This window comes from Rhizobium aethiopicum (genome assembly GCF_014197535.1).
GTDB lineage: Bacteria > Pseudomonadota > Alphaproteobacteria > Rhizobiales > Rhizobiaceae > Rhizobium > Rhizobium aethiopicum_A.
In genome coordinates this window covers 121063-144172 of sequence record NZ_JACIFV010000017.1, presented here as the reverse complement: position 1 = coordinate 144172, position 23110 = coordinate 121063, and the positions used below count along the sequence as shown (strand labels likewise).

The 23110-nt window shown below is 62.2% G+C and carries 23 protein-coding genes and 2 pseudogenes; 14 read left to right on the top strand and 11 right to left on the bottom strand.

Annotated elements, in window-relative coordinates; genetic code table 11:
* Positions 1-158, top strand: a pseudogene (locus GGD53_RS32300) (IS110 family transposase); the annotation flags it as partial.
* 201 nt (positions 159-359) lie between these two features.
* Here GGD53_RS32300 and GGD53_RS21495 read toward each other — a convergent pair.
* Complete coding sequence (locus GGD53_RS21495; RefSeq protein WP_184458884.1) at positions 360-1955, bottom strand: ABC-F family ATP-binding cassette domain-containing protein; 1596 nt, start codon at positions 1953-1955, stop codon at positions 360-362.
* On the opposite strand from GGD53_RS21495, the gene GGD53_RS21490 reads away from it, so the two are divergent.
* Positions 1954-2160 (top strand): hypothetical protein, encoded by a 207-nt coding sequence (locus GGD53_RS21490; protein ID WP_184458883.1) that lies wholly within the window; start codon positions 1954-1956, stop codon positions 2158-2160. The two genes, GGD53_RS21495 and GGD53_RS21490, sit on opposite strands and share 2 nt — an antisense overlap.
* 134 nt (positions 2161-2294) lie before the next feature.
* Here the strand turns inward: GGD53_RS21490 and GGD53_RS21485 are convergent, their stop codons facing one another.
* Positions 2295-3854, bottom strand: coding sequence for a helicase HerA-like C-terminal domain-containing protein (locus GGD53_RS21485; protein ID WP_184458882.1), 1560 nt, complete (start codon positions 3852-3854; stop codon positions 2295-2297).
* A gap of 199 nt (positions 3855-4053) precedes the next feature.
* Between GGD53_RS21485 and GGD53_RS21480 the strand changes: the two genes are divergently transcribed.
* The 3 genes from GGD53_RS21480 (at position 4054) to GGD53_RS21470 (ending at position 5413) form a co-directional block, all read left to right on the top strand.
* The gene (locus tag GGD53_RS21480) at positions 4054-4446 is read left to right on the top strand and encodes a DUF937 domain-containing protein (protein WP_064692221.1); all 393 of its coding nucleotides are present in this window, start codon (positions 4054-4056) and stop codon (positions 4444-4446) included.
* 73 nt (positions 4447-4519) lie between these two features.
* A complete protein-coding gene (locus tag GGD53_RS21475; protein ID WP_184458881.1) occupies positions 4520-4975 on the top strand; it encodes an NUDIX hydrolase in 456 nt (151 codons plus the stop codon).
* Between the two features lie 120 nt (positions 4976-5095).
* Positions 5096-5413: a hypothetical protein gene (locus GGD53_RS21470; protein ID WP_184458880.1), complete on the top strand. Its 318-nt coding sequence runs from the start codon at positions 5096-5098 to the stop codon at positions 5411-5413.
* Between the two features lie 12 nt (positions 5414-5425).
* On the opposite strand, the gene zwf is transcribed toward GGD53_RS21470, so the two are convergent.
* Both zwf and GGD53_RS21460 read right to left on the bottom strand, forming a co-directional pair.
* Positions 5426-6943 (bottom strand): glucose-6-phosphate dehydrogenase, encoded by a 1518-nt coding sequence (gene zwf, locus GGD53_RS21465; protein ID WP_184458879.1) that lies wholly within the window; start codon positions 6941-6943, stop codon positions 5426-5428.
* 172 nt (positions 6944-7115) lie between these two features.
* On the bottom strand, positions 7116-7994 hold the full coding sequence (locus tag GGD53_RS21460) for a LysR substrate-binding domain-containing protein (protein ID WP_184458878.1): 879 nt from the start codon (positions 7992-7994) through the stop codon (positions 7116-7118).
* Positions 7995-8168: 174 nt separating this feature from the next.
* Here GGD53_RS21460 and speB point away from each other — a divergent pair, with 174 nt between their 5' ends.
* The 7 genes from speB (at position 8169) to GGD53_RS21425 (ending at position 15467) form a co-directional block, all read left to right on the top strand.
* Complete coding sequence (gene speB, locus GGD53_RS21455; protein WP_184458877.1) at positions 8169-9227, top strand: agmatinase; 1059 nt, start codon at positions 8169-8171, stop codon at positions 9225-9227.
* A 104-nt stretch (positions 9228-9331) separates the two neighbouring features.
* Entirely contained in the window at positions 9332-10414 is a 1083-nt protein-coding gene (locus GGD53_RS21450; RefSeq protein ID WP_184458876.1) for an ABC transporter substrate-binding protein, read from the top strand.
* A 60-nt stretch (positions 10415-10474) separates the two neighbouring features.
* Positions 10475-11509 carry an ABC transporter ATP-binding protein gene (locus tag GGD53_RS21445; protein ID WP_184458875.1) on the top strand — a complete coding sequence of 345 codons (1035 nt, stop codon included), beginning with the start codon at positions 10475-10477 and terminating at the stop codon, positions 11507-11509.
* Positions 11506-12363 carry an ABC transporter permease gene (locus GGD53_RS21440; protein ID WP_184458874.1) on the top strand — a complete coding sequence of 286 codons (858 nt, stop codon included), beginning with the start codon at positions 11506-11508 and terminating at the stop codon, positions 12361-12363. The genes GGD53_RS21445 and GGD53_RS21440 overlap by 4 nt, the downstream gene beginning before the upstream one ends.
* Entirely contained in the window at positions 12360-13157 is a 798-nt protein-coding gene (locus tag GGD53_RS21435) for an ABC transporter permease (protein ID WP_184458873.1), read from the top strand. The genes GGD53_RS21440 and GGD53_RS21435 overlap by 4 nt, the downstream gene beginning before the upstream one ends.
* A 142-nt stretch (positions 13158-13299) precedes the next feature.
* Positions 13300-14433, top strand: a complete 1134-nt coding sequence (locus GGD53_RS21430) for an alpha-hydroxy acid oxidase (protein ID WP_184458872.1) — start codon at positions 13300-13302, stop codon at positions 14431-14433.
* 11 nt (positions 14434-14444) lie between these two features.
* Positions 14445-15467, top strand: a complete 1023-nt coding sequence (locus GGD53_RS21425) for an Ldh family oxidoreductase (RefSeq protein ID WP_432443424.1) — start codon at positions 14445-14447, stop codon at positions 15465-15467.
* Between the two features lie 101 nt (positions 15468-15568).
* Here the strand turns inward: GGD53_RS21425 and tam are convergent, their stop codons facing one another.
* The 3 genes from tam to GGD53_RS21410 form a co-directional block, all read right to left on the bottom strand.
* Positions 15569-16339, bottom strand: a complete 771-nt coding sequence (gene tam / locus GGD53_RS21420; protein ID WP_184458871.1) for a trans-aconitate 2-methyltransferase — start codon at positions 16337-16339, stop codon at positions 15569-15571.
* Between the two features lie 74 nt (positions 16340-16413).
* Positions 16414-17694 carry a CNNM domain-containing protein gene (locus tag GGD53_RS21415; protein ID WP_184458870.1) on the bottom strand — a complete coding sequence of 427 codons (1281 nt, stop codon included), beginning with the start codon at positions 17692-17694 and terminating at the stop codon, positions 16414-16416.
* A gap of 404 nt (positions 17695-18098) precedes the next feature.
* On the bottom strand, positions 18099-18560 hold the full coding sequence (locus GGD53_RS21410; protein ID WP_184458869.1) for a cupin domain-containing protein: 462 nt from the start codon (positions 18558-18560) through the stop codon (positions 18099-18101).
* Positions 18561-19145: 585 nt separating this feature from the next.
* Here GGD53_RS21410 and GGD53_RS32420 point away from each other — a divergent pair.
* Both GGD53_RS32420 and GGD53_RS21400 read left to right on the top strand, forming a co-directional pair.
* Positions 19146-19418: a DUF1127 domain-containing protein gene (locus GGD53_RS32420; protein ID WP_184458868.1), complete on the top strand. Its 273-nt coding sequence runs from the start codon at positions 19146-19148 to the stop codon at positions 19416-19418.
* Between the two features lie 340 nt (positions 19419-19758).
* Entirely contained in the window at positions 19759-20106 is a 348-nt protein-coding gene (locus tag GGD53_RS21400) for a YciI family protein (RefSeq protein WP_184458867.1), read from the top strand.
* Between the two features lie 181 nt (positions 20107-20287).
* Here GGD53_RS21400 and GGD53_RS21395 read toward each other — a convergent pair whose 3' ends face one another.
* From GGD53_RS21395 to GGD53_RS31910, 4 genes and pseudogenes are all read right to left on the bottom strand, one after another.
* Positions 20288-21016 (bottom strand): SDR family oxidoreductase, encoded by a 729-nt coding sequence (locus GGD53_RS21395; protein WP_184458866.1) that lies wholly within the window; start codon positions 21014-21016, stop codon positions 20288-20290.
* Between the two features lie 25 nt (positions 21017-21041).
* Positions 21042-21770, bottom strand: a complete 729-nt coding sequence (locus GGD53_RS21390) for an SDR family oxidoreductase (RefSeq protein ID WP_184458865.1) — start codon at positions 21768-21770, stop codon at positions 21042-21044.
* Between the two features lie 25 nt (positions 21771-21795).
* Complete coding sequence (locus tag GGD53_RS21385) at positions 21796-22866, bottom strand: ABC transporter ATP-binding protein (RefSeq protein ID WP_184458864.1); 1071 nt, start codon at positions 22864-22866, stop codon at positions 21796-21798.
* A gap of 130 nt (positions 22867-22996) precedes the next feature.
* A pseudogene (locus GGD53_RS31910) lies at positions 22997-23110 on the bottom strand (3-oxoacyl-ACP reductase); the annotation flags it as partial.

The window sequence follows — 23110 nt, the reverse complement described above, 5'->3', positions numbered from 1 at the left end:
GCAGCCCGGCCATCAAGGCGTTCCACAAACGGCTGCGCGATGCCGGCAAACCACCCAAGGTCGCCCTCGTCGCCGCCATGCGGAAATTCATCATCGTGATCAACACTATTCTCAAAAGACGAACCCCATGGAGCGAACCGCAACAACACGGTTGCTGAGGTGCCCCGCAGGGGCCTCGAAGGACAAGGCGGGCGCACCGGCGTCAAAGGGATGCAAGAAGCAGCGTTACGGCGTGCTTCGAGGCTACGCCCTCTTGGGCTTCGCACCTCAGCATGAGGGACGTTGGAGGATGCGGCGCTCCTGAAAGGCGGGCGGGGATGGAGAGGTGCCGCCGCTCGGGAAAGGCAGCGCCCCTAAAATCACCAACCCACACCGCCGTCCGGCAATTCCAGCCGCCGCGTTATGCCGATGTTTTCGAGAAACGTCTCGTCATGGCTGACGACGATCAGCGCGCCGTCATAAGCCCGCAGCCCCGCCTCGACCGCTGATATCGAGTCGATGTCGAGATGATTGGTCGGTTCGTCCAAGATCAGCAGCGGCGGCGGTGCGGCGCCGAGCGTGCAGGCAAGCCCGGCACGCAGCAATTGGCCGCCGCTGAGGGTCGAAACCGTCTGCAATGCTGCATCGGCCCTGAACATGAAACGGGCAAGGGCGGCCCGGCAGGTGTTTTCATCGGCTTGCGGATTGATCCGGCGGAAATTGTCGCGGATCGAGGCCGACGGATCGAGAAGGCCGACCTTCTGATCGAGCATCGCAAAACCGGTCATTACCGCGACCGTGCCGGCCCAGGCTTTGAGCTCGCCGGTGATGAGCGCGAGCAGCGTCGTCTTGCCCGAACCGTTCGGCCCGGTGATGGCGATGCGTTCCGGTCCGGTCACATCGAAGGACAGGTCGTCGATGACGGGTTCATCAGCCCGGTAACCTGCCGTCACGCCGTCGACTTTCAGCACGATCTTGCTGGCAGGCAGCCCCGTCGGCGGCAGGCTCACCGACAATGGCTGGAGGATCTCGATCTTCTCACGCGCCGCCTTTGCCTCTTCGAGCGCCTGGGCGCGGCGTCGTTCGGCAAGACGCGCATTGTCGCCGCCGGTGGTTTCGCTCCGCTCCTTCATGCTGCCGAGCATAATGCGCGGGATGCCGCCCTTCGCGGCCATTTTCCGCCCGGCGCTGTCCCTCTGTGCCTGACGCTCCACGTTCGCCTGCGCTTTCCTGGCGACCTCCGCGATGCGCCTTTCGGCATCGACAAGATCATGCTGGGCGGCGGCAAGCTCAAGAGCCTTGCGCTCGCGGTAATGGCGCCAGTTGCCGCCGTAGCGCATCGCGCCGAGCGAGGTCAGCTCGATGATCTGATCGACGCTTTCGAGCAGCTCCCGGTCATGGCTGACGATGACCGCGCCGGCTCGCCAGCCTGCAATCAGCGCGATCACCGCCGCGCGGCCTTCGCGGTCGAGATTGTTGGTGGGTTCATCGAGCAGCAGGAAATCCGGCTCGCTGAAGATGAGCGCAGCAAGCGCGGTGCGTGTGCGCTGCCCGCCGGAAAGTGCGGCAAGCGGCGTCTGCGGCTCCGCGTCGAACCCCGTCCGGTTGAGCGCGGCGGCGATCCGCGCTTCCAGCGTCCAGTCCGCCGAGGCAAGCTCGTCGGCCGTTGCCGCGCCGGCTTCGGCACGACGCAGCAGCTCGAGCGCCGCGGCCACGCCGAAGAGATCGGCGATGGTTTCGTCAGCCGCGACCTGAACGCTCTGGCGCAGCACACCGAGGCTGCCGTTGATCGATATCGACCCGGAATGCGGCCGCATATCGCCGGAGACAAGCTTCAGCAGCGTCGTCTTGCCGACGCCGTTGCGTCCGACAAGACCGCTGCGGTCCCTGCCGAAACTGAGATCGAGATCGGAAAAAAGCGGCCGCCCGTCAGGCGTGGCCCAGGAAATTTGCGAGAGAGTGATGGATGCGGGCATGGATATGGATTTCCCCGTTGGCAAGGCGAACTGGCATTGCGATCGGGTTGAAATCCATTGCGGCACACATCCTGTTGAAATGGTCGATGGCGGGAATTTAGGGGAGGAAGGCGTTGGGTTCAAGGCAAAGTGGCCAACTTGCCGCCTGCTTTTCTCGGCCGGCTTCGTCCGGAGATTGCCCCTCACCCTAACCCTCTCCCCGTAAAAACGGGGCGAGGGGACATGCCATACGAGAGCGAAGTGGGAACGGAGACGGCGCGGCACGTCCCTTCGCCCCGCGAGCGGGGAAAGGTGCCGGCAGGCGGATGAGGGGCTTCCGAAGCGCTGCCCGCGAAATAGCTACCGCTTCAAGCTCCCCAATATCCCGCGCACAAGCGCCCGACCCACCTGGGTTGCCACGCTGCGGGCGACGCTCTTCATCGCCGCTTCCACCACCGTTTCGCGCTGATAGCCGGAGGACCGGCCGCGCGATTGGCCGCGGCCCTGGCGGTTGTCGTCATCACCGCCGAAGCCCGGCAGGTTCCAGCCGGAAGTCGTGCCCGGCTGTTCGGCCGCTTCTTCCTGCGCTCGTTTGGCGGCCTCGGCTTCCGCCGCCTTCTTGGCGCGCGCCGCCAGCATCTCGAAGGCGGATTCGCGGTCGACGTCTTCGTCATAGATGCCGAGAACCGGGCTCCTGTCCATCACCTGCTGGCGCTCGCCGTCGGTCAGCGGGCCGACGCGGCCCGACGGCGGGCGGATCAGCGTGCGCTCGACGATCGAGGGCGCGCCCTTGGCTTCCAGCGTCGAAACCAGCGCCTCGCCGGTGCCGAGATTGGTGATGATGGTGGCGCAGTCGAAGGCCGGGTTGGGGCGGAAGGTATCGGCCGCCGTCTTCACCGCTTTCTGTTCGCGCGGCGAATAGGCGCGCAGCGCATGCTGGGCGCGGTTGCCGAGCTGGGCGAGCACCGTTTCCGGCACGTCGAGCGGGTTCTGCGTGACGAAATAGACGCCGACGCCCTTGGAGCGGATCAGCCGCACCACCTGCTCGACGCGTTCGATCAGCACCTTCGGCGCGTCGTTGAAGAGCAGATGCGCTTCGTCGAAGAAGAAGACGAGCTTCGGCTTTTCCGGATCGCCCACCTCAGGCAGTTCCTCGAACAGCTCCGACAGCAACCAGAGCAGGAAGGTGGCGTAAAGGCGCGGATTCATCATCAGCTTGTCGGCGGCAAGCACGGAGATCTGGCCGTAGCCATTATTGCTGGTGCGCATGATGTCGGAAATCTTCAGCGCCGGCTCGCCGAAGAAATGCTCGGCCCCCTGCTGTTCGAGAACGAGCAGCGCCCGCTGGATCGAGCCGACCGAGGCCTTGGAGATCAGCCCGAACTGGCTGGAAAGCTCGCTGGCATTCTCGCCCATATAGTTCAAAAGCGAGGTGAAATCCTTGAGATCGAGCAGCGGCAGGCCGGCCTGGTCGGCGATCTTGAAGGCGATGTTGACGACGCCTTCCTGCGGTTCGGAGGCATCCATCAGCCGGGCGAGCAGCAGCGGCCCCATTTCGGCGACGGTGGTGCGCACCCGGTGACCCTTCTGCCCGAACAGATCCCAGAAGATCACCGGAAACTGATCGAATTCATAATCGGTGAAACCGATCTGCTCGGCGCGCTTGGTGAGAAAATCCTTGGCCTCGCCTTTGGCGGCAATGCCGGAAAGATCGCCCTTGATGTCGGCCGCAAAGACCGGAACACCGGCCCGGGAAAAGCCTTCCGCCAGAACCTGCAGCGTCACCGTCTTGCCGGTGCCGGTGGCGCCGGTGACGAGGCCATGGCGGTTGCCGAATTTCAGGTCGAGATATTCCGGCTTGTTGATGCTGTCGTCGGGATTGCGGCTCGCGCCGATGAAAATCTTGCCGTCCTCGATCATCCCCATGCTCCCTTCGGCTCTGCCGCCGTTTGTTGAGAAGGTCCGGCTTGGGCCGCCTTCATCGAACCATCGTTTCCCTGTTATAAGCAGGCAGGCAGATGCGGACAACTGTTTGCATGGCAAGCGAAACCGCTGGCTTGAGTTGCACTCGAATCTCGAATAACGTTGACGTTAACGTCAAAATATCAGGAGGCTGACAATGAATGAAATTGTGACACAGATTGCTGATCGCGTGGGCATTGCGCCCGAGCAGGCGGAGAAGGCGCTCGGCATGATGCTTGGCTTCCTGCAGCGCGAGGCCGCCGACGGTCCGGTCGCCCGGATGATCGAGGCGATCCCCGGCGGCGCTGATCTCGTCGCCCAGTTCAATGGCGCAGGCGCCGGCGGCGGCGGCCTGCTCGGTGGGCTGATGAGCTCGCTCGGCGGCGGCGGCATCATGGGTCTCGGCCAGCAGCTGATGGGCGAGGGCCTCGGCATGGGCGAGATCACCTCGCTTGCCAAGGAAACCATCGCGATTGCCAAACAATATGCCGGCGAGGAGGTCGTCGACGAAGTCGTCGCCTCTGTCCCCGGCCTCAGCCAGTTCGTCTGAACGACAGCCGACAGAGCCTCGCGGTATTCGCTGCGAGGCTTTCTATTTGTCCGGGCCCCCGAAGGAGAGCCGCATGACCGTCTGGCGCCCGCCGCAGCAGATCAGGGTGAAAGTGATCGGCCTTGCCTGGCGAGAGAACCGGTTGCTCGCCGCGGAAGTGGAAGATGACAGCGGCCGCATCAAGAGCGTTCGCCCGCTCGGCGGCTCGATCGAATTCGGCGAGACCTGCGAACAGGCCCTGCACCGCGAAGTCCGGGAGGAGCTCGAGACGGAAATCCGCATCGTCGGCCCCTGGCATCTTCTCGAAAACATCTTCGAACACCATGGCGTAATCGGCCACGAATTCATCTTCGCCGCCGATATCGAGCTGGCCGACGAAACCCTCTATGGCCGTGACGAAATCCGCTATTCCGAGCTGGACGAGACGGCGGCGACGGCACGCTGGTTCGGTCGCGACATGCTGCGTGGTGCCGGCCTCGATCTCTATCCGACTGGCCTCGAGAGGGTGCTGTGGCGCTGGCGTGATTGAGTCCCAGGGACGTTTTTGATCTCCTCGCCAAACTTTGATCGTCCGGGCCTGCCCGATAGGGAACAAGGGGCGTAGAATGGCTGTTTCTGCCGCATTGCCGACATCAGAAGGAACAGCATCATGCGCAGGTTCATTGCAGCAACGTCGATCGCTCTCCTCAGCCTCTCCGCCCCGGTTCTGGCCCAGTCGAACATGGGCATGGATGCCAGCGGCCGCATCGACGGCACGCCGCCGCTCGGCACGGCGCCAGGCGCCGAGCCGCAAACCGGGCTGGTCATCCCGCTCGACTCGATCGAAACCGGCAGCGTCGACAACGGCGCTCCGGCCGGCCGCGTCGACTGGGCACGCTGCCCGCCGCGCAAGGCCCGCGGCGCCCTTGCCACGCAGGGCGGCAATAGCGGCGCCTCCGTCAGCCCGGCATGCCGCGAAGGTCAATGATCCAGGCAGGCTCTATTTGCTGTTCTTGCCCTCGTGGTGCAGGATGACGCCGAGTTCGTGCCATTTGCGCCCGTCGCGCTCGATGAGCGCGTCGGCGCAGACCGGTCCCATGCTGCCCGGCGCGTAAGCTTCGGGTGTGCTCGTATCCCCAGCCCAGATATCGAGGAAGGGCTGCACTGCCGCCCAGCCGGCCTCGATGCCGTCGGCGCGCTGGAACAGCGTCTGGTCGCCGATGAAGAGGTCGTAGAGCAGCGATTCATAGCCGGTGGTCTTGCCGATGTCGAATTTGTCGGCATAGCGGAAATCGAGCGACACGGGCGTCGTATCGACCGAAAGCCCCGGCGACTTGATCGAGATTTCCATGCTCATGCCCTCGTCCGGCTGCACCTGGATCACCAGCCGGTTCGGCGGTAGGCGGCGATTGACTTCAGTCTCGCGAAACTGCGCGAATGGCACCGGCTGGAAGGTGATGACGATTTCGGTGTCGCGCGCCGTCAGCGCCTTGCCGGTTCTCAGATAGAAGGGTACGCCCGCCCAGCGCCAGGTATCGGCATAGAGCTTCAGCGCCACATAGGTTTCGGTCCGGCTGTCGGGTGAAACATCCTTGCTGTCGCGATAGGCGGGAAGATCGACGCCGTTCAGCGGGCCGGCCGTGTAGGCGCCGCGCACACCATGGGTCTTTGCCTCCTCGGGCGTATAGATGCGCAGCGCCTTCAGCACCTTGCTCTTCTCGTTGCGGATCGCCTCGGCATCGAAACTGTTCGGCGGCTCCATGGCGATCATTGCCAGCAGCTGGAACAAATGGTTCGGCACCATGTCGCGCAGCGCGCCTGTCGCATCGTAGAATTTGCCGCGGCTGCCGACATCGACGATCTCGGCGGCGGTGATCTGCACATGGTCGATATAGCGGCTGTTCCACAAGGACTCGATGATCATATTGGCGAAACGCGCCGTCATCAGGTTCTGCACCGTTTCCTTGCCGAGGAAATGGTCGAGCCGGTAGACTTGGCTTTCGTCGATCTGCGCAAGGATCTGGGCATTGAGCGCCCGCGCCGAGGCGAGATCGGTGCCGAACGGCTTCTCGATGGCGACGCGGCGGAAGACGCCCTCGCTTTCATCGGTCAGCCCATGAGCGGCAAGCTTCTCGACGATCGTCCCGAAGAAGGACGGCGGCACCGCCAGATAGAAGGCGGCATTGGCGTTCCGCCCCAGCCGTTTGCCGATCTCGACGAAAATATCCTCCTTGGTAAAATCTCCGGCCATATAGGAAATGCGCCGGCGCAGGCTTTCCCATGCCTCGTCCTTGACTGTCTGCTCCTCGCCGTTCAGGTGCTCGAGGAAGGCATCGAGCCGGCCGCGCAGGAACTCGTCGTCACCCGCTTCGATGCCGATGCCGAGGATGTGCAGATCCTCGCCGACGAGGCGCTGGCGCGTCAGGTTGATGATCGCCGGGACCAGGAGGCGGCGCGTCAGGTCGCCCGTGGCGCCGAAGATGACGAGGGTGACCGGCGGGGTAGGGGCAGCGTGCATGTGTGTCATCTCCGAGATTTTGCCGCCGACTATAATGGCTGCCGGTTTCGCCGCAACACAGGCGGCGAGAGGTAACGCCCATTTGACACACTGGGGCGGCGGGAGTGCTGAGAGCCGGTGAGTTGCAAGGGGCGTGCGATGTCAATGTGGGCGCTCGCCAAGCAACCAATGCTCAGCTACGGACGAGCGAAGCATAGAACCAGTCGATGAAGACGCGAACGATTGGCGTCGCTTGAGCCTCGGATCGGCAGGCCACATAGACCGCGTCATTTGCCGGAACCGTAAGGTCGAATGGCGCGATCAGCTCGCCCCGTGCAATCATGTGCGCGGTGGTGATGTTGTCGCCGAGCGCTATGCCATGGCCGTGCACGGCGGCCTCGATCGACAGGCGCGCGTCGCTCATCATGTGCTGGCGCGCCGGCATCGCAACGCCGGCTGCGGTGAGCCAGGTGTTCCACTCATTGCCGCGATCGGCATGCAGGAGCATGTGGTCGCGCAGATCGCGCAGGGAACGCAGCGGTCGCCTGTTCATGAGGGCCGGGCTGCCGACGGGGAAGAGCTCCATCCGGCTCCACAGGCGCGACCAATAATTGGGCCAGTTGCCGCCGCCGTAGAGAATGCACAGGTCGACATTCGGGGAGCTCAGATTGTTCGGATCGTTGGAGGCGCGCAGGTCGAGCTGGATGTCGGGATATTGATCGGTGAACTCCTGCAGTCGCGGCATCAGCCAGAGCGACAGCACTGCCGCAACACAGGTCACTCGCAGCGTGCCGCCGGTGGCGGGCCGAGTCATTGCGGCTTTTGCCGCCGCGATCTCCGAAAATGCGTTGGAGACGACCGGCATCAACAGCGCGCCCTGGCTTGTCAGCTTCAGCCATTTGCCGCCGCGCTCGAACAGGCGCACGCCGAGCGATTCTTCCAATGTGCGTATCTGATGGCTGATAGCGCCGTGGGTGACGTTCAATTCGCGTCCTGCGGCGGAAACCGATCCATGGCGGGCGGTTGCCTCAAACGCGCGTAGCGGGTTGAGGGGCGGCAGACGGCTGGACATAAGGCAATGACCTGTGAGAAAAACTCGCACGAAGCTGTATATTAATATCAATTGATTTTCCAGCGAGCTTGCCGTTCAATCACTAAAAGAAGCCATCGGCCTCTGCGGCAAAGCTGCAGCCGAGGACCGATTTGCCATCCTGATCGCAACATCGTTACCCTCAAGAAGGCCGTCATGTCCTGGAATGAAACCAAGCTCTCCGAACTCCGAGCCAAGTATGGCGAGAGCCACGGCGGTGAGTTGCACGACCCTGAGTTCCGCAAAGTCGCGGAGAAAATCTTCAACAAGAGCGGCACCCGGCTCGCGCCCTATTCGGGTATCCCGACATTCCTCTCCGCCCCGCTGATGCAGGTCGACAACGACAACCCGGATTTCGGCGATCTGCAGGTGGCGATCCTCGGCGTGCCGATGGATCTGGGCGTGACCAACCGCCCGGGCTCGCGCTTCGGGCCGCGGGCGCTGCGCGCCATTGAGCGGATCGGGCCTTACAATCATGTGCTGGGCTGCGCGCCGGTTCAGGAACTGCGCGTGGCAGACATTGGCGACGTGGCGTTTCAAAGCCGCTATCGACTGGAATTGTCACATGAGGATATCGAAAAACGCGTCGCGCAGATCGTTGCCGCAGGTGTGCTGCCGCTCTCGGTAGGCGGCGACCACTCGATCACCCATCCGATTCTGCGGGCCGTCGGCAAGGAGCGGCCGGTCGGCATGATCCATATCGACGCCCACTGCGACACCGGCGGCGCGTACGATCTGACCAAGTTCCACCACGGCGGGCCGTTCCGCAATGCGGTGCTCGACGGTGTGCTCGACCCGACGCGCGTGATTCAGATCGGCATTCGCGGCTCGGCTGAATATCTCTGGGAGTTTTCTTACGCCTCGGGCATGACGGTGATCCATGCTGAGGAGATCTCGGCAATGGGCATCCCTGCAATTATCGAAAAGGCGAAGGCCGTCATCGGCGATGGGCCGACCTATCTTTCCTTCGACATCGACAGCCTCGATCCTTCCTTCGCGCCGGGCACCGGCACGCCGGAGATTGGCGGCTTCACCACCCGCGAGGCGCTGGAGCTGATCCGCGGCTTCAAGGGCGTGAATCTGGTCGGCGGCGATGTCGTCGAGGTCGCGCCGCAGTATGACGCCACCACCAACACGGCCCATGCCGGCGCGCAGATGCTGTTCGAGATATTGAGCCTGATGGCGTTCAGCCCGGCAATCCGCCGTACCGCCTGACGGGCCTGGCCGCAGCTCAAGGCCAGGAACGAAAAGAAGGCCGCAAAGGCCTCGAATACATTGAAAGAGGGAAGCGGCGTGCCGCATCGGTTAGGAGAAAGACGATGACGAAATTGACAATGAACCGCCGCACCGTGCTCGGCGTCGGAATAGGTGCTGGTGTGGCAATGTTGGCAATGCCCAATGTGCTGCGCGCCCAGGACAAGTCGCTGAAGGTCGGTGTTTATGGCGGCTACTTCAAGGACTCGTTTGACAAGAACATCTTCCCGGGGTTCACCAAGGCGACCGGCATCGCGGTCGAATCCGTCGCAGAGCCGACCGGCGAGGCCTGGCTGGTGCAGATGCAGCAGGCAGCCCAGGCGGGCCAGGCGCCGGCTGACGTTTCGATGATGTCGCAGGTGTCGATGCGCAAGGGCCAGGCCACAGAGCTCTGGGCTCCGCTCGATCTCGCCAAGATCAAGAATTCCAGCAATCTGCTTGATCGCTTCATCAACAAATACCCGGATGGCCGCGTCGCCGGCATCGGCGCGGTCTCATGGTTCATCACCCTCGTCACCAACACTGATGTCTACAAGGAAGCGCCGACCAGCTGGACAGCGCTGTGGGACCCGGCCAATGCCGACAAGCTCGGTCTGCTGGCGCTCGTCTCCAACTCCTTCCTGCTCGACGTGACGGCAAAGACCTATTTCGGCGGCGCCCAGGCGCTCGACACCGAGGAGAGCATCCTCAAGGTCTTCGCCAAGCTGGCCGAGCTGAAGCCGAATGTCCGCCTGTGGTATCGCGACGAGGCGCAGTTCGAACAGGCGCTGAAGTCGGGTGAAATCCCGATGGGACAGTATTATCACGACGTGACCGGTCTCGCCGCCGCGGACGGCCAGCCCGTTCGCTCGACCTTCCCGAAGGAGGGCGGCATTCAGGACGCAGGTTCCTGGGCGCTGTCGAAGGCGTCGCAGAAGACGGAAGAGGCGCATATCTTCATCGACTATATGTGCCAGCCGTCCGTCCAGGCCGTGCTGTCACGCAAGGTGGGCACGTCGCCAACCGTCAAGCGCGAAACGACCGACCTGAACGAGAAGGAATTTGCGGCGGTTTCCTCCGACATCGAACCGATCATTCCACACTACGACATGTACCTCTCCAAGGCCGACTGGCTGAACGAGAAGTGGACGGAAATGATCGCCAGCTGACGCTCATCGTGCTTTCGCGGGCCCCGTTCAGGGGCCCGCCTTCGAGTTGGGAAGAGGCATATGTCGGGACTTACGCTTCAGAATATCGTCAAGGACTTCAGCGTCATTCGCGCCGTCGACAATGTCGACCTGACGGTGCCGCACGGGGCATTCGTTTGTCTGCTCGGCCCCTCCGGCTGCGGCAAGACGACCTTGTTGCGCATGATCGCAGGTCTCGATCTGCCGACCTCGGGCCGCATCACGCTCAACGGGAAAGACATCACCAAGACGCCGACGCACCAGCGCGAGCTTGGCATGGTGTTCCAGTCGCTGGCGCTGTTCCCGCACCTGACGGTAGGCGAGAATATCGCCTATCCCTTGCGCATTCGCGGTCGGCCCAAGGACGAGCAGGCGAAGCGCGTCGAGGAGCTGCTGGCGATGATTTATTTGCCGGGCTACGCTGATCGCGCCGTGTCGAAACTTTCCGGCGGCCAGAGGCAGCGCGTCGCAATCGCAAGGGCACTGGCGATTTCGCCGAAACTCTTTCTGCTCGACGAGCCGCTGTCGGCGCTTGATGCGAAGCTGCGCGAAGCCATGCAGGTGGAGCTTCGCCAGCTTCATCAGCGGCTCGGCATCACCACGATCGCCGTCACGCACGACCAGCGCGAGGCGATGACCATGGCCGATACGGTTGTGGTCATGAACGGCGGTCAGATACGCCAGGCGGCGTCGCCGACCGAGATTTATCGCAGGCCGGCAGACAGTTTCGTCGCGGATTTCATTGGCCAGACAAATCTGGTCGAGGCCAGGCGGGAGGGCGGCGCGGTCAGCATATTGGGGCAGCCGGTCGCAGCCCTGTCGCTGTCGGCAGGTATCGAGCGCGCCACGCTCTCGATCCGGCCGGAAGACGTGCGCCTGGGCCCGCCCGAGGCCGGCGCACTGACGGGCGAGGTCATCTTTGTCCGCGATCTCGGCGGCGTCGTCGAAACCTTTGTCAATGTCGGCGGTCATCAGTTCATTGCGGTCTCGACGCCGCGCGAGCGCCCTGACGTGACGGTAGGGCAGAGGGTGGGCATTGCGCTCACCGACAAGGATTGCGTGGTGCTCGAGCAATGAGACGCGAAGCCCCGCAGACGCTCGGCGATTATGCCCCGCTCGCGTTCCCGGCGATCATGCTGATCGTCTTCTTCGTCGTACCCTTCGGCACGATGATATCGGTCAGCTTCTTAAAGCGCCAGCAGGGCGGCTTCTACACGCCCGACTTCGTCTTCGACAATTATGCCCGCTTCCTCTCAGCCTTCTTTGGCGGAGTGCTCAGCTTCTCGCTGCTCCTTGCGATTGGTGTGGCCGTTATCTGTGTCGTTCTGGCCCTGCCATTCACATATCTGCTGATCCGCATGAAGCGGAGCACCCAGGTGGCCTGGCTGGTCGCACTCCTTTCGATCCTGTCCCTGTCTGAGGTCATCATCGGCTTCGCCTGGTCGACGCTTTTTTCGCGCACGGCCGGCATCACCAACCTTTTCGTGTGGCTGGGCCTCATGGGGCAGGCAGTCGCGCTGACGCCGAGCGCCGGGGCCGTCGTCACAGGCATGGTCTATCAGGCCTTCCCCTATACGGTCCTGGTGCTTTACCCGGCGCTGGTGCGGCTTGATCCGACGCTGTCGGAGGCCGCGCGCACGCTCGGCGCTTCGCCGGTCAAGGCCTTCTTCACAGTCGTCGTGCCTGCACTGCGCGATACGATCCTCGCCACGCTGATCATGGTCTTCATCTTCGCGCTCGGATCCTATCTGTTGCCGCAACTGCTCGGCCGCCCGCAGCACTGGACACTTTCCGTGCACATTACCGACCAGGCGATCTATCAGTCGAACATGCCCTTCGCGGCGGCGATGGCGGTGTTCCTGGTGTTGGTCACACTGGCCCTTGTAACGCTGACCCTGCTCGTTGGCCGCCGGGGAGGGGAGATCAAATGACTATTCTCCGCAACCTCTTTTTCGGGCTGGTCGGGCTGTTTCTCGCTCTGCCGCTGATCGTCGTCGCCGGTGTGTCGGTCAATGCCAGGCAGAGCCTCACCTTCCCGCCGCAAGGCTTCTCGCTCAGCTGGTACGGTCAGATCTTTCTTGACATGGAATGGCGCAACGCGCTGATCGCCTCACTTGTGCTGGCGCTGTCGTCGGCGGCGCTGGCGGTGCTGATCGCCTTGCCGCTCGCCTGGTTCCTCTGGCGCCGCTACGCGCCCTGGGCCAATATTTTCCAGTTGCTCGGCGTGGCGCCCTTTACCCTGCCGCCGGTTATCACGGCGCTCGGCCTGCTGACGTTCTGGGCTACGACCGGTTTCTACGGTCAGCCCTGGACGGCGGTGATCGGCCACGCCATCTTCTTCGTCACGCTGCCGCTGGTGACCATTTCGCTCGGCTTTTCGGCGATCGACCGCTCGCTGGTGGAGGCCGCCTCGACCTTGGGGGGCGATGACCGCATCGTGTTCCGAACCGTCGTTCTGCCGCTAATTTCGCCGTACATCGTGTCGGGCTACGCTTTTGCCTTTGTGCTGTCGCTCAACGAATACATCGTTGCCTACATGACGGTCGGGTTCACGCTGGAAACGCTGCCGATCAAGATCTTCAATTCGCTGCGTTACGGCTACACGCCGACCATGGCGGCGGTGGCGATCCTATTCGTGGCGACGGCAGGGATCGTCTTCAGTCTGGTCGCGCGCTTCGGCGATCTGCCGAAACTGCTGGGGGCGATGACCTCAAGCGAAAATTGATCGAGGCACCCAATCCCCGCCACGGAACGCCAGAGCGTTACGCTGTCTTTTCCTCCTGAAGATCGAAGCACCCGAGATGGACCTAGCGCTAGAACGACGGTTTCCCTGCGTCGCCGACATGGAAAAAGCCGCGCAAAGACGCATGCCGTATTTCGCTTGGGACTATCTCGCCGGTGGGCTCGGGCGCGAAGCCTCCGTGCGGCGCAATCTGGCGGCCATGGAAGAGGTGGTGCTGATGCCGGGCTACCTGGCCGACGCCGACGAGCCCGATATCGGCGCAAGCCTGTTCGGTCATCGTTTCGACGCGCCATTTGCCGTCGCGCCGCTTGGGCTGGCCGGCCTTCTGTGGCCCGGGTCCGAGCTGCCGCTGGCACAGGCTGCCAGGCAGCATAACCTTCCCTATATCCTCAGCACTTTCGCCAACACCTCGCTTGAGACGATCCGCCTTGCAGGCGGTGATCACAGCTGGTTCCAGTTCTATCCACCCAACGATCCCGCCATGGAGGACGACATGGTGGATCGGGCGCGCAGAGCGGGCTACGACGTCCTTGTCGTGACTGTCGACATTCCCGCATCCACCCGGCGCGAGCGCAACATCCGCAATGGTTTGAGCATCCCGCCGGTCTACGACCTTTCGACGATCATGCAGGTGGCGATGCGTCCGTCATGGGCGATGGGCATTCTGCAAAACGGCGCTCCCGACTTCGCCAATCTCTCGCCTTACTATCCGAAGGGCTCGAGCCTTGCCGCAGCGGCCGAATTTGTCGGCAGGGTGATGACGGGTCACGTCACGCGCGAGCGCTTCAAGAAAATCCGAGACGCATGGCCAGGCAAGATCCTGGTCAAGGGTGTGCTTCGCGCCGACGAAGCGGAGGAATATATGTCCTTGGGCGGCGATGGTCTGATCCTCTCCAATCATGGGGGACGGCAACTCGACGCCGCGCCGTCGGCGGCGGAGGTCATCGGTGAAATCCGCACACGACTTGGCAGCAAGGCCTTGCTGCTCGCAGACGGAGGCGTGCGCTCCGGCCTCGATATCGCCCGGATGCTGGCGCTCGGTGCCGATTTTGTCCTGATCGGCCGGCCATTCCTGTTTGCTTCCGCCGCCATCGGGCGTCGCGGCGGCGATCATCTGATGAACGTCCTGAAAGCCGAACTGACGGCAACGATGGCGCAGCTGGGCTGCAGAACGGTCGAAGACTTGCCAGCGTGTCACTGGCGGCCAAAAGCAGGGCGGGCGAAAGCGGAACTTGATCTCGGATGGAGAATTGCGTGACTGAAGCCGTTATGATGAGCGTCGAAGCCCTGCAAAATCGCGTCGTTGCCATCTTCGTGCGCGCGGGGTTGAACAAGATCCAGGCGGCGGCTCTGGCGCATGTCATCGTGGCCGGGGAGCGCGATGCCTGCAACTCGCACGGCATTTACCGCATCGAGGGGGCGCTGCGCACGGTAGAGGCGGGCAAGGTGAAGCCCAATGCCGCTCCTGTCCTTGCGCCGGATGACGGCAGCGCCATCGTCAGGGTCGACGCACAGGGCGGTTTCGCCAGTGCGGCGTTCGAACTCGGCGTACCCGCCCTGGCGGAACGCGCCAGACGGCTTGGCATCGCCGCCATGGTCATCAACGATTGCTCGCACTTCTCGGCCCTGTGGCCCGAGGTCGAGGCACTGACCGCGCACGGCCTGGCAGCATTGGTGATGTGCCCGAGCTATGCGACGGTTGCCCCATCCGGAGGCAGCAAGCCTCTGCTCGGTACCAATCCATTGGCCTTCGGCTGGCCTCGCAAAGACCAGCCGCCCTATGTGTTCGATTTTGCCACGTCGGTGGCGGCGCGCGGTGAGATCGAACTGCACCGCCGCGCTGGCAAGCAACTGCCGGAAGGTTGGGCGATCGACGCTGCCGGCAATCCCACCACTGACCCGGTTGCCGCGCTCGAAGGCGCAATGATGCCTTTTGGCGGCCACAAGGGGTCCGCCATCGCCACCATGATAGAGCTGCTCGCCGGCATCATGATCGGCGATCTCACCAGCCCCGAGGTCTTAGACTACCTCGGCACGACGACCTTGGCGCCGTTCCATGGCGAACTGATCATTGCGATGTCACCCGAAGCCTTCGCCAGGGGCCGCCCCGGCGATCCGTTCGCGCGCGCCGAAGTGCTCTTCGAAACAATCGTGGGACAAGGCGCGCGGCTTCCGTCGCAGCGCCGCTTCGCCGCGCGCATCAAATCGGAAGCCGAAGGGATCAGCCTCACCGCAGCGGAGATTGCCCAACTGGATGCGCTATTGGCTGGCGGACTGGCCGCCGTCAAATAAGCACGTCGTTCGGAAATGTGCAGTGGTTTCGGGGCCACGACAGAATGATCGACACAAGCTTCGAAACCATTGGTGCGAAGTCATCATCGGGCCGCAGTCGGTCATTTCTTCACCGCTACGATGAAAATCCGTGGGAACCGCAGCAACACCCGCCCGTCCGACAGCTTCGGATAGGCCTTTTCCACCCGTTCTAGATATTCGGCGAGAAAAGCCTCGCGATGTCTCTCGCCGGCATGGGCGAGATAGGGCATCAGCCCGGTTCCCTTGACCCATTCGACGATCGCCCCCGCATCGGCCATCGGGTGATTGTAGATGGTGTGCCAGATATCCACGCGCGCCGCCTTGGCAATCAGCCTGGAATAATAGGTGGACGGCGGTGCCAGCGGCTGACGGCGCACGCTCTTCGCCTCGAAGGCGGCCTTCCAAGGGCCGGCATGGGCAGTCTCTTCCATCGCCAGATGCGAGGGTTCGCCGAGATTGTCGGGCATCTGCACGGCAAGAACGCCGCCTTCGGAAAGCCCGTCCATCAGCCGCTCGAAAATATCGAGATGATCGGGCAGCCACTGGAAGACGGCATTGGCAAAGAGCAGATCGGCGGGCTCCGTCGGCTGCCAGCTGCCAAGATCCGCCTCGACGAAGGCGGTGCCGGGAAGCCGCTTGCGGGCCGCCTCCAGCATGTTGATGTCGCTGTCGAGGCCGGAGACGCCGGCAGCCCCATAACGCTCGATGATGAGCTCGGTCGAATTGCCCGGGCCGCAGCCGAGGTCGACGGCGCGGCCAAGGCTCTGCAGCGGCACCTGCGCCAGAAGATCGCGCGCCGGCCGCGTGCGCTCGTCCTCGAACTTCACATATTGGCTGGCGGACCATGCCATGGCGATACCTCCTGATGTCGGGCCACGTCTTCCTGTGGCGGATTCGGATCGTGCCGATGTTGCGCCCGTCGAGCTCAGTCGCGAACTTCAGAGACAAGGATTTTGTCCACGCGCCTGCCGTCGAGATCGATGACCTCGAAGCGCCATCCATCTCTCGTGAAGCTCTCCCCCAATTCCGGCAGATGTTTCAGCTCCTCCAGCACCAGGCCGGCCACGGTCTGATATTCGAGATCGTCCTCGAGCTTGAGATTCAGGAACTCGGCGAATTCGTCGATCGGCGTCCAGCCGGAGACGAGGTAGGAACCATCGTCTCGGCGCGCGATGGCCTGCTCGTCGATCGGTCCCTCCTGCAGCGCGCCCATGATCGCTTCCAGAATGTCGCCTGACGAGACAATCCCTTCGAAATGGCCGTATTCGTCAAACACCAACACCATGTGAACAGGCGATTTCCTGATCGCTTCAATGACGTTGATCGCGGTTGCAAGGTCCGAAACGACCGGGACGTCCTGCGTCAGAGCCTTGATGTCGGCGCTGCCGTGTTCGGACATCGAATCGTAGAAATCCTTGACCGGAAGGATGCCGATCACCTCGTCGGAGCTGCCTTTGCGAACCGGCAATCGTGACCGTTTCGTCCGGTGCAGCTGCGCCCGGATTTCATCGAGACTGTCGTCGATATCAATAATTTCGACGTCCCGTCGCGGCGTCATCAGCGCCCGGGCGGTGCGGTCCGCCAGCCGCATGACGCCAGAGATCATCGCGGACTCTTCGCTCTCGATGACGCCCGCCGACTGCGCCTCGGCCAGAACGGTCTTGATCTCTTCGTCGGAGACGTTGTCGCCGGCTTTTCCTGTCTGGCCGAGCAGCTTCAGCATCAGATTTCCCGATGCGTTGAGAAGCCAGACGAGCGGCAGCGCAATTTTTGAGAGCAACGCCATGGCGGGTGCGACCCTCGCCGCAACCGCTTCGGGTTCGCGCAATGCGATCTGCTTTGGAACAAGTTCGCCGACGATCAGGGAAAGATAGGTGATCGCCACGACGACGAAACCGACGCCCATGGCGTCAGCGGCCGTCGATGACATCCCCTGCGCCTCCAGCCATGCTGTCAGGCGGCCGCCGAGCGTGGCGCCCGAGAAAGCGCCGGAGAGAACGCCGACCAGCGTGATGCCGATCTGAACCGTGGAGAGAAAGCGACCGGGGTTCTCGGCAAGTTTGATGGCTTGAGCTGCACCTTTGCTCCCATTGTCGGAGAGAAACTTCAGGCGGGCCGTTCGAGAAGACACGACGGCGAGCTCAGACATTGCGAGCACACCATTCAAGATGGTGAGAAGCGCCACAATTCCAATTTCCAGAAACACAGGGACCCTATTCGTTGAGGTTTTGATGCCGCATAAGGCGAGGCGGCGGAGCTTTCGCAGAGACGCTATATATGCGCATCACCCATCGGCAAAGCTTTCTGTGCGCTCGGCTGGGTGCGAGGCGAGGCAGACATCGCCATACCGTCTACGACAGGCGCCGGCGTCTTCTGCGGCGGCTTTCCGGCTTAACCGGGCGGAGCGTGTACTGGATGGGTCGCTATCAGGCATGGCGCAATTTTGGCGGTGAAACAGGCCCGGCGCAAGAGGCGCCGGGCGAATTCCTTATAGCGCCTTGATGTGACAGTTTCCAAAAACGGCGGCAAGCATGCCTTGCGGCTGGGAAAATTCGCGTTCACGCGTGATGCCGAGAACGCAAGAACGTTCCGGCATCACGCGCTCGAATGTCAGGCCGCCAGAATGGTGATCCCATAAGCATTGGCGGCGGCCGTCATCCGGGCGATGGTCTCAGGCGAGGGGGCTTTCAGCGGCTCGCTCGTGCCTTCCGTTTCGATGAACTCGGCCATGTCGCGATCGACGACGGCCGAAAAGATCGCCGGAACGGTCCCGCGGTTGGCATAGCCGTGCACCACGAAAGGCGGGATCGTGACGATGTCGCCCGCGCCGGCCTCGATCTCTTCGGGGCCACTGTCGGTCAGCCGCCAGATCGTCAAGCGGCCCTCGAGAATGCGGAAGACTTCCGGGCTTGCATGCGCATGTCTAGGCGTCCCGCCGCCTGATGGCACGGTGACGTCGAAGATGTTGAACCAGGTTCCGCGGAGCCGGAGCCGCCGCTCGATCCGATCGCCGAGCACGAAATATCGATTCGTGTTTTCGGCAGGTAATTTCACAAACGAGTTGGACATCATGTCTCTTTCTTCTTCTTGACGAGGCTTTTCTTGCTCGCGCCTTCTTTCTGGCGCAGCCGGTAGACCTTTGCGCCGCCTTTGACAACCGCCCCGTTTGCCGGGGGCAAGGTCGCCGGATAGCTTCGGTACGGGAAATGCTGGTGAAGCCGTCGCGGCGGATATCGGTGCGGCAAGCCCTTTCCGCAAGGTCCCCGATCCAGGGCGGCCTGCGTGAAAATGACACGGGCTCGGCCGGCGCGATGGGCTCGTCACACATACCATTCGAGCACGTGCAAGGGCTCATCACGCAAATGGGCCAATCCAGCAATGTCAGTGCTTCTAACGCAGCGCCCTCGATGGTCAGGCCTGCCGGAACATCGTTTGGTGTGAAGTTAAGCCCGCTGCCTTCATGAAGAAAATCACCTTCGCGAAATCATGCGGGCCGGCGCCATTCTCTCAAGATCGTGTCGCTCATCAAGCCACGGCCTTGGTCCGCGCACTGTCTTGTCACCGCTCGGATCAAGCTCCTGAACCCAGCGTGTCGATTTCGGCCGATCCGGTTCGATTAAGACGGAGCGCCGTGAGCCAGTCAAAGGAGAGAAAAGTATGGCTGCCACTATGTATTCCGAACAAGTCGAACTACAGTCGCCGCGCTTCAGTGCCGTGCGCACTTTGCAAGCCGTTTGGATGCTGCTGAAACATCAGCGAAGGTACCGCCGAAGCTTGAGCGAACTCTCGCGGTTTAACTCTCGCCTGCTCCGTGACATCGGCTTGGCGCCCCAGAGTCTCCACTGGAAAGATCAGAGAATGGCCTCTCCACCCAAACGATCAGAGTGCTGGAACCAGAATCCGTCCACGATGTCTGACCCGCCGGTATGAGTGCGTTTGCCTTCAGCTGCGCCGCCTCATGTCGCCCCTCTTCTCTTCGTCGGCGCGTGACAGTGCGGGCGAGACGGAATGCGGCCGTTCTCATGTATCCTCTTCTTCAGCTCACATCTAGGATTGATGGGTCGGAGGTCACCTCTTATCCGCTAGCTTAGCGGAGAGATAGAGATCCCAGAAGAATGGCGAGCAAGGAAAGCGAAGCGACAAGAGGCACTATGAGGCACTGGTCACGCAGAGCAGCAAGCCGCTCTCACCGGAAAGCGTAACTGGCATTTTTTTGTCGATTCGCGGTGTCCAAATGCGACCAGTATCGGCAGCACTATGGAGGAACCGAATGCGCTACCTTTGTCTCTTCTACATCGATCAAACACTTGCTGATGCCGCCAGCAAGGAGGAATGGGCTGAGATCGACCGGGAGTCCTTGGCTTCCAATGAAGAACTCCGACGATCAGGCCACTATCTCGCCTCCAATGCTCTTGCCGACCCAAAGACGGCAAAGACATTGCGCGTTCGGGCCGGCAAGGCAAGTTGGACCGACGGGCCCTTCGCAGAGACCAAGGAGCATCTGGGTGGCTTTCTGCTCATCGAAGCGAAGAATCTTGCGGAGGTAATGGAGATCGCGGCGCGGGACCCGCTCGCTCGGATGGGGGCGATCGAGGTGCGCGAGACGGCCGGCTTTTAGATTTGAGGTGTCCCAGCTAATTCCGTCGGCCTTGCGCTCGACGTTCTGATTAGGGTCACAAGAATCCTTTTCGCTGGATTGTTCACGCCGTTGACGAGACACGCCCTGAAGAGCCGGGTGGAGATCACTGAGGTAGTCGAGAGCAAGACGACGCCAGCGGAGGAAAACACTGCGGCTATACCTACACGTCGAAATTTGTCGGCAAGACAATCATGTCCCGGATCGTGACGTTTCGCGGGCGGGTCAGCATGAAGATGATGGCATCGGAGACCTCTGAGGGCTCGATCAGACTTCCATTGGCTTTTGCCTTTTCAAGGTTTTCCGCGGGCCAATCGGCAAGCAGAGCGGAAACGACCGGGCCGGGCGAGACCTGGCCGACCCTGATGCCGTGGTTTTTCAACTGCCGGCGCATGATCTGGACGAAACTGGTAATCGCCCATTTGGAGCTGGAATAGACCGGCTCCCACTGGATCGGCGCATGGCCGGCTACGGAGCAAGTGACCAAAATGTCCCCGGTCCCGCGCTCGATCATATGCGGAGCGATGTCGTGGACGTTCTTCATGACGGCGTTCACGTTGAGATTCAGCATCCGATCGATTATCGCGGTGTCGGTATCGATAAGATCCCCGCCAATGTAGGACCCTGCATTGCAGTGCAGGATGTCGAGGTGATCGACCTTTGCCAGGATTTCCGGCACCATGGCCGCACAACTTGCGGCGTCCAGAAGATCGGTGACCTGCATGACTACGGCGTCGCCGAACTCGGCAGCGTAGGTTTCCAGCGCCTGTCTGTTGTAGTCGACCATCACGACCTTGGCGCCGGCATCGACCAGGGCACGGGTCGTCGCCAGCCCGATACCGGAAGCTGCGCCGGTTACCGCAGCGATCTTTCCTTCGAGTGATTTAGTCATCGTCTTGTCTCACCTTTTTTGATTTTCAGACAGCAAGGAAGCCGCCATCGACTGGCAGGACTGCGCCACTGATCATGGCTGCGTCCTCTGAAATAAGCAGTGCGATCGATCGTGCGACGTCGTCGACCTCTGCAAAGCGCGCCATCGGGTGGCGAACAATCATCGGGTTACGTTTGGAGGGCTCGGACCACGCCTTCGCGGCAAGCTCAGTCATGGTAACCGTAGGCGCCACTGCATTGACCCGGATTCCATAGCCGCCGAGCTCCTTGGCCATCACACGTGTCGCGCCTTCCAGTCCCGCCTTCGAAGCGGCGTAAGCCACGTGATCCACGAAACCACGATGTCCGGCGATCGAGGTCACATTCACGATCGTACCGCCGCCGCCGTTTGAAATGCGAGCCCGCGCGAACTCCTGCGCACAAATCAGCGCGGCCCGCAGGTTGATGCCGAGGACCTGCTCATAGCCCTCCTCGGTCATATCGATGACGCTTTCAAGCACGTTGGTTCCCGCGCAATTGATCAGCGCGTCTGCCAGTCCCGCCTTCTTCATGGCGGCGCGTGCTGCTGCGTTATCGGCGAGATTGACTGATATTACCGCCGCGCCGAACTTCGCCGCAAGATCATCCAGATCGGCCTGCGTACGCGACAAGGCTACGATTCGAGCTCCACGGTGGGCGAGCAGTTCAACGCAGGCGCGACCGATACCCTTGCCAGCACCGGTGATGATGACGGTTTTTCCTGTAAAGTCCGACATGGTTGATCCTTCCGATGCCCGTTGCTCAGAACGGGAGTCTTTGCTCGGTTTGCTTGTCGAACACATGAGCCGCGGCAGGATCGACGTCGAGCCGTATCCGGTCGCCCGGCTTCAGCGCGTGGCGCTCGCGAAAGGCGCACAAGACCCGCTTGCCCGCCAATTGGACTGCCAGGAGAATTTCGGCCCCCGTCGGCTCGATCAACTCGACAGTTGCCGCTACGCCGGCATTGCCGTTCGACAGTATCCACTGGTCTGGACGTACCCCGTATATCACCTCCTGGCCGTTACTCGCCCGCGTGCCTTGTGGAAGGGGAAGGGCCGACCCGTCAGCGAGCCGCGCTGAGTTCGAAGAGAGATCGATTGTGGCCGGTAGCATGTTCATCGCCGGCGATCCGATGAAGCCGGCGACGAAGATATTTGCCGGCCTGTCGTAAAGCTCCAGTGGCGCGCCGATCTGCTCCACCTTGCCGTCGCGAAGCACGACAATGCGGTCCGCCATTGTCATGGCTTCAATCTGGTCATGCGTGACATACACGGAAGTCGCGCCGAGGCGCTGGTGAAGAGTTTTGATCTCCGAACGCATATCTACGCGCAACGCGGCGTCCAGGTTTGACAGCGGCTCGTCAAAGAAGAACGCCTTTGGGCGGCGAACCATCGCGCGCCCCATGGCAACACGCTGCCGCTGGCCTCCGGAGAGCGCCTTCGGATATCGGTCGAGATAGGGCGTAAGCCGCAACATCTCGGCAGCCTTGTCGACCTTGACGTTGCGATCCGCAAGATTCTCGCCGCGCAATTTCAGTGCGAAGGCCATGTTCTCCCGAACGGTCATGTGCGGATAGAGCGCGTAGTTCTGGAAAACCATTGCCACGTCACGGTCCTTGGCGGCGATGTTGTCGACGCGATGTCCACCAAGCTTGATCGTGCCGCCGGTGATCTCCTCAAGGCCGGCAAGCGACCGCAGCAGCGTGGATTTGCCGCAACCGGAAGGACCGACCAGCACGACGAACTCACCGTCGGCTATGTCGAACGAGATGTTGCGCAGTGCGTGATAGGAGCCGTAATGCTTGTCGACCTGGTCGAGCTCGATCGTCGCCATGTGCCAATCCTCACTCAGTTGTGGCGGCATGGCCGCCGATCATTCGGGACGGGTCCACGGGCAGCTTCACCATGAGGTGTATCCTGCATCGGCAACGACGATGCTGCCGGTCATCAGGCTGGCGGCATCGCACCACATGCGCGCCCGCTTCCGATAAGGCATCAGCGCAGGCATAGCCGATGTTGCGCCCCGCGCCGGTGACGACTGCCACTCTCCCACTGAGATCCAGCTTCCGCAGGTACAT

What these genes read in the sequence shown, in the direction of transcription:
- GGD53_RS21490 (WP_184458883.1), top strand. Translation starts at nt 1,954, where the DNA reads ATGGATATGGATTTCCCCGTTGGCAAGGCGAACTGGCATTGCGATCGG.
- GGD53_RS21495 (WP_184458884.1), bottom strand. Translation starts at nt 1,955, where the DNA reads ATGCCCGCATCCATCACTCTCTCGCAAATTTCCTGGGCCACGCCTGAC.
- GGD53_RS21485 (WP_184458882.1), bottom strand. Translation starts at nt 3,854, where the DNA reads ATGATCGAGGACGGCAAGATTTTCATCGGCGCGAGCCGCAATCCCGAC.
- GGD53_RS21480 (WP_064692221.1), top strand. Translation starts at nt 4,054, where the DNA reads ATGAATGAAATTGTGACACAGATTGCTGATCGCGTGGGCATTGCGCCC.
- GGD53_RS21475 (WP_184458881.1), top strand. Translation starts at nt 4,520, where the DNA reads ATGACCGTCTGGCGCCCGCCGCAGCAGATCAGGGTGAAAGTGATCGGC.
- GGD53_RS21470 (WP_184458880.1), top strand. Translation starts at nt 5,096, where the DNA reads ATGCGCAGGTTCATTGCAGCAACGTCGATCGCTCTCCTCAGCCTCTCC.
- zwf (WP_184458879.1), bottom strand. Translation starts at nt 6,943, where the DNA reads ATGCACGCTGCCCCTACCCCGCCGGTCACCCTCGTCATCTTCGGCGCC.
- GGD53_RS21460 (WP_184458878.1), bottom strand. Translation starts at nt 7,994, where the DNA reads ATGTCCAGCCGTCTGCCGCCCCTCAACCCGCTACGCGCGTTTGAGGCA.
- speB (WP_184458877.1), top strand. Translation starts at nt 8,169, where the DNA reads ATGTCCTGGAATGAAACCAAGCTCTCCGAACTCCGAGCCAAGTATGGC.
- GGD53_RS21450 (WP_184458876.1), top strand. Translation starts at nt 9,332, where the DNA reads ATGACGAAATTGACAATGAACCGCCGCACCGTGCTCGGCGTCGGAATA.
- GGD53_RS21445 (WP_184458875.1), top strand. Translation starts at nt 10,475, where the DNA reads ATGTCGGGACTTACGCTTCAGAATATCGTCAAGGACTTCAGCGTCATT.
- GGD53_RS21440 (WP_184458874.1), top strand. Translation starts at nt 11,506, where the DNA reads ATGAGACGCGAAGCCCCGCAGACGCTCGGCGATTATGCCCCGCTCGCG.
- GGD53_RS21435 (WP_184458873.1), top strand. Translation starts at nt 12,360, where the DNA reads ATGACTATTCTCCGCAACCTCTTTTTCGGGCTGGTCGGGCTGTTTCTC.
- GGD53_RS21430 (WP_184458872.1), top strand. Translation starts at nt 13,300, where the DNA reads ATGCCGTATTTCGCTTGGGACTATCTCGCCGGTGGGCTCGGGCGCGAA.
- GGD53_RS21425 (WP_432443424.1), top strand. Translation starts at nt 14,445, where the DNA reads ATGATGAGCGTCGAAGCCCTGCAAAATCGCGTCGTTGCCATCTTCGTG.
- tam (WP_184458871.1), bottom strand. Translation starts at nt 16,339, where the DNA reads ATGGCATGGTCCGCCAGCCAATATGTGAAGTTCGAGGACGAGCGCACG.
- GGD53_RS21410 (WP_184458869.1), bottom strand. Translation starts at nt 18,560, where the DNA reads ATGATGTCCAACTCGTTTGTGAAATTACCTGCCGAAAACACGAATCGA.
- GGD53_RS32420 (WP_184458868.1), top strand. Translation starts at nt 19,146, where the DNA reads ATGGCTGCCACTATGTATTCCGAACAAGTCGAACTACAGTCGCCGCGC.
- GGD53_RS21400 (WP_184458867.1), top strand. Translation starts at nt 19,759, where the DNA reads ATGCGCTACCTTTGTCTCTTCTACATCGATCAAACACTTGCTGATGCC.
- GGD53_RS21395 (WP_184458866.1), bottom strand. Translation starts at nt 21,016, where the DNA reads ATGACTAAATCACTCGAAGGAAAGATCGCTGCGGTAACCGGCGCAGCT.
- GGD53_RS21390 (WP_184458865.1), bottom strand. Translation starts at nt 21,770, where the DNA reads ATGTCGGACTTTACAGGAAAAACCGTCATCATCACCGGTGCTGGCAAG.
- GGD53_RS21385 (WP_184458864.1), bottom strand. Translation starts at nt 22,866, where the DNA reads ATGGCGACGATCGAGCTCGACCAGGTCGACAAGCATTACGGCTCCTAT.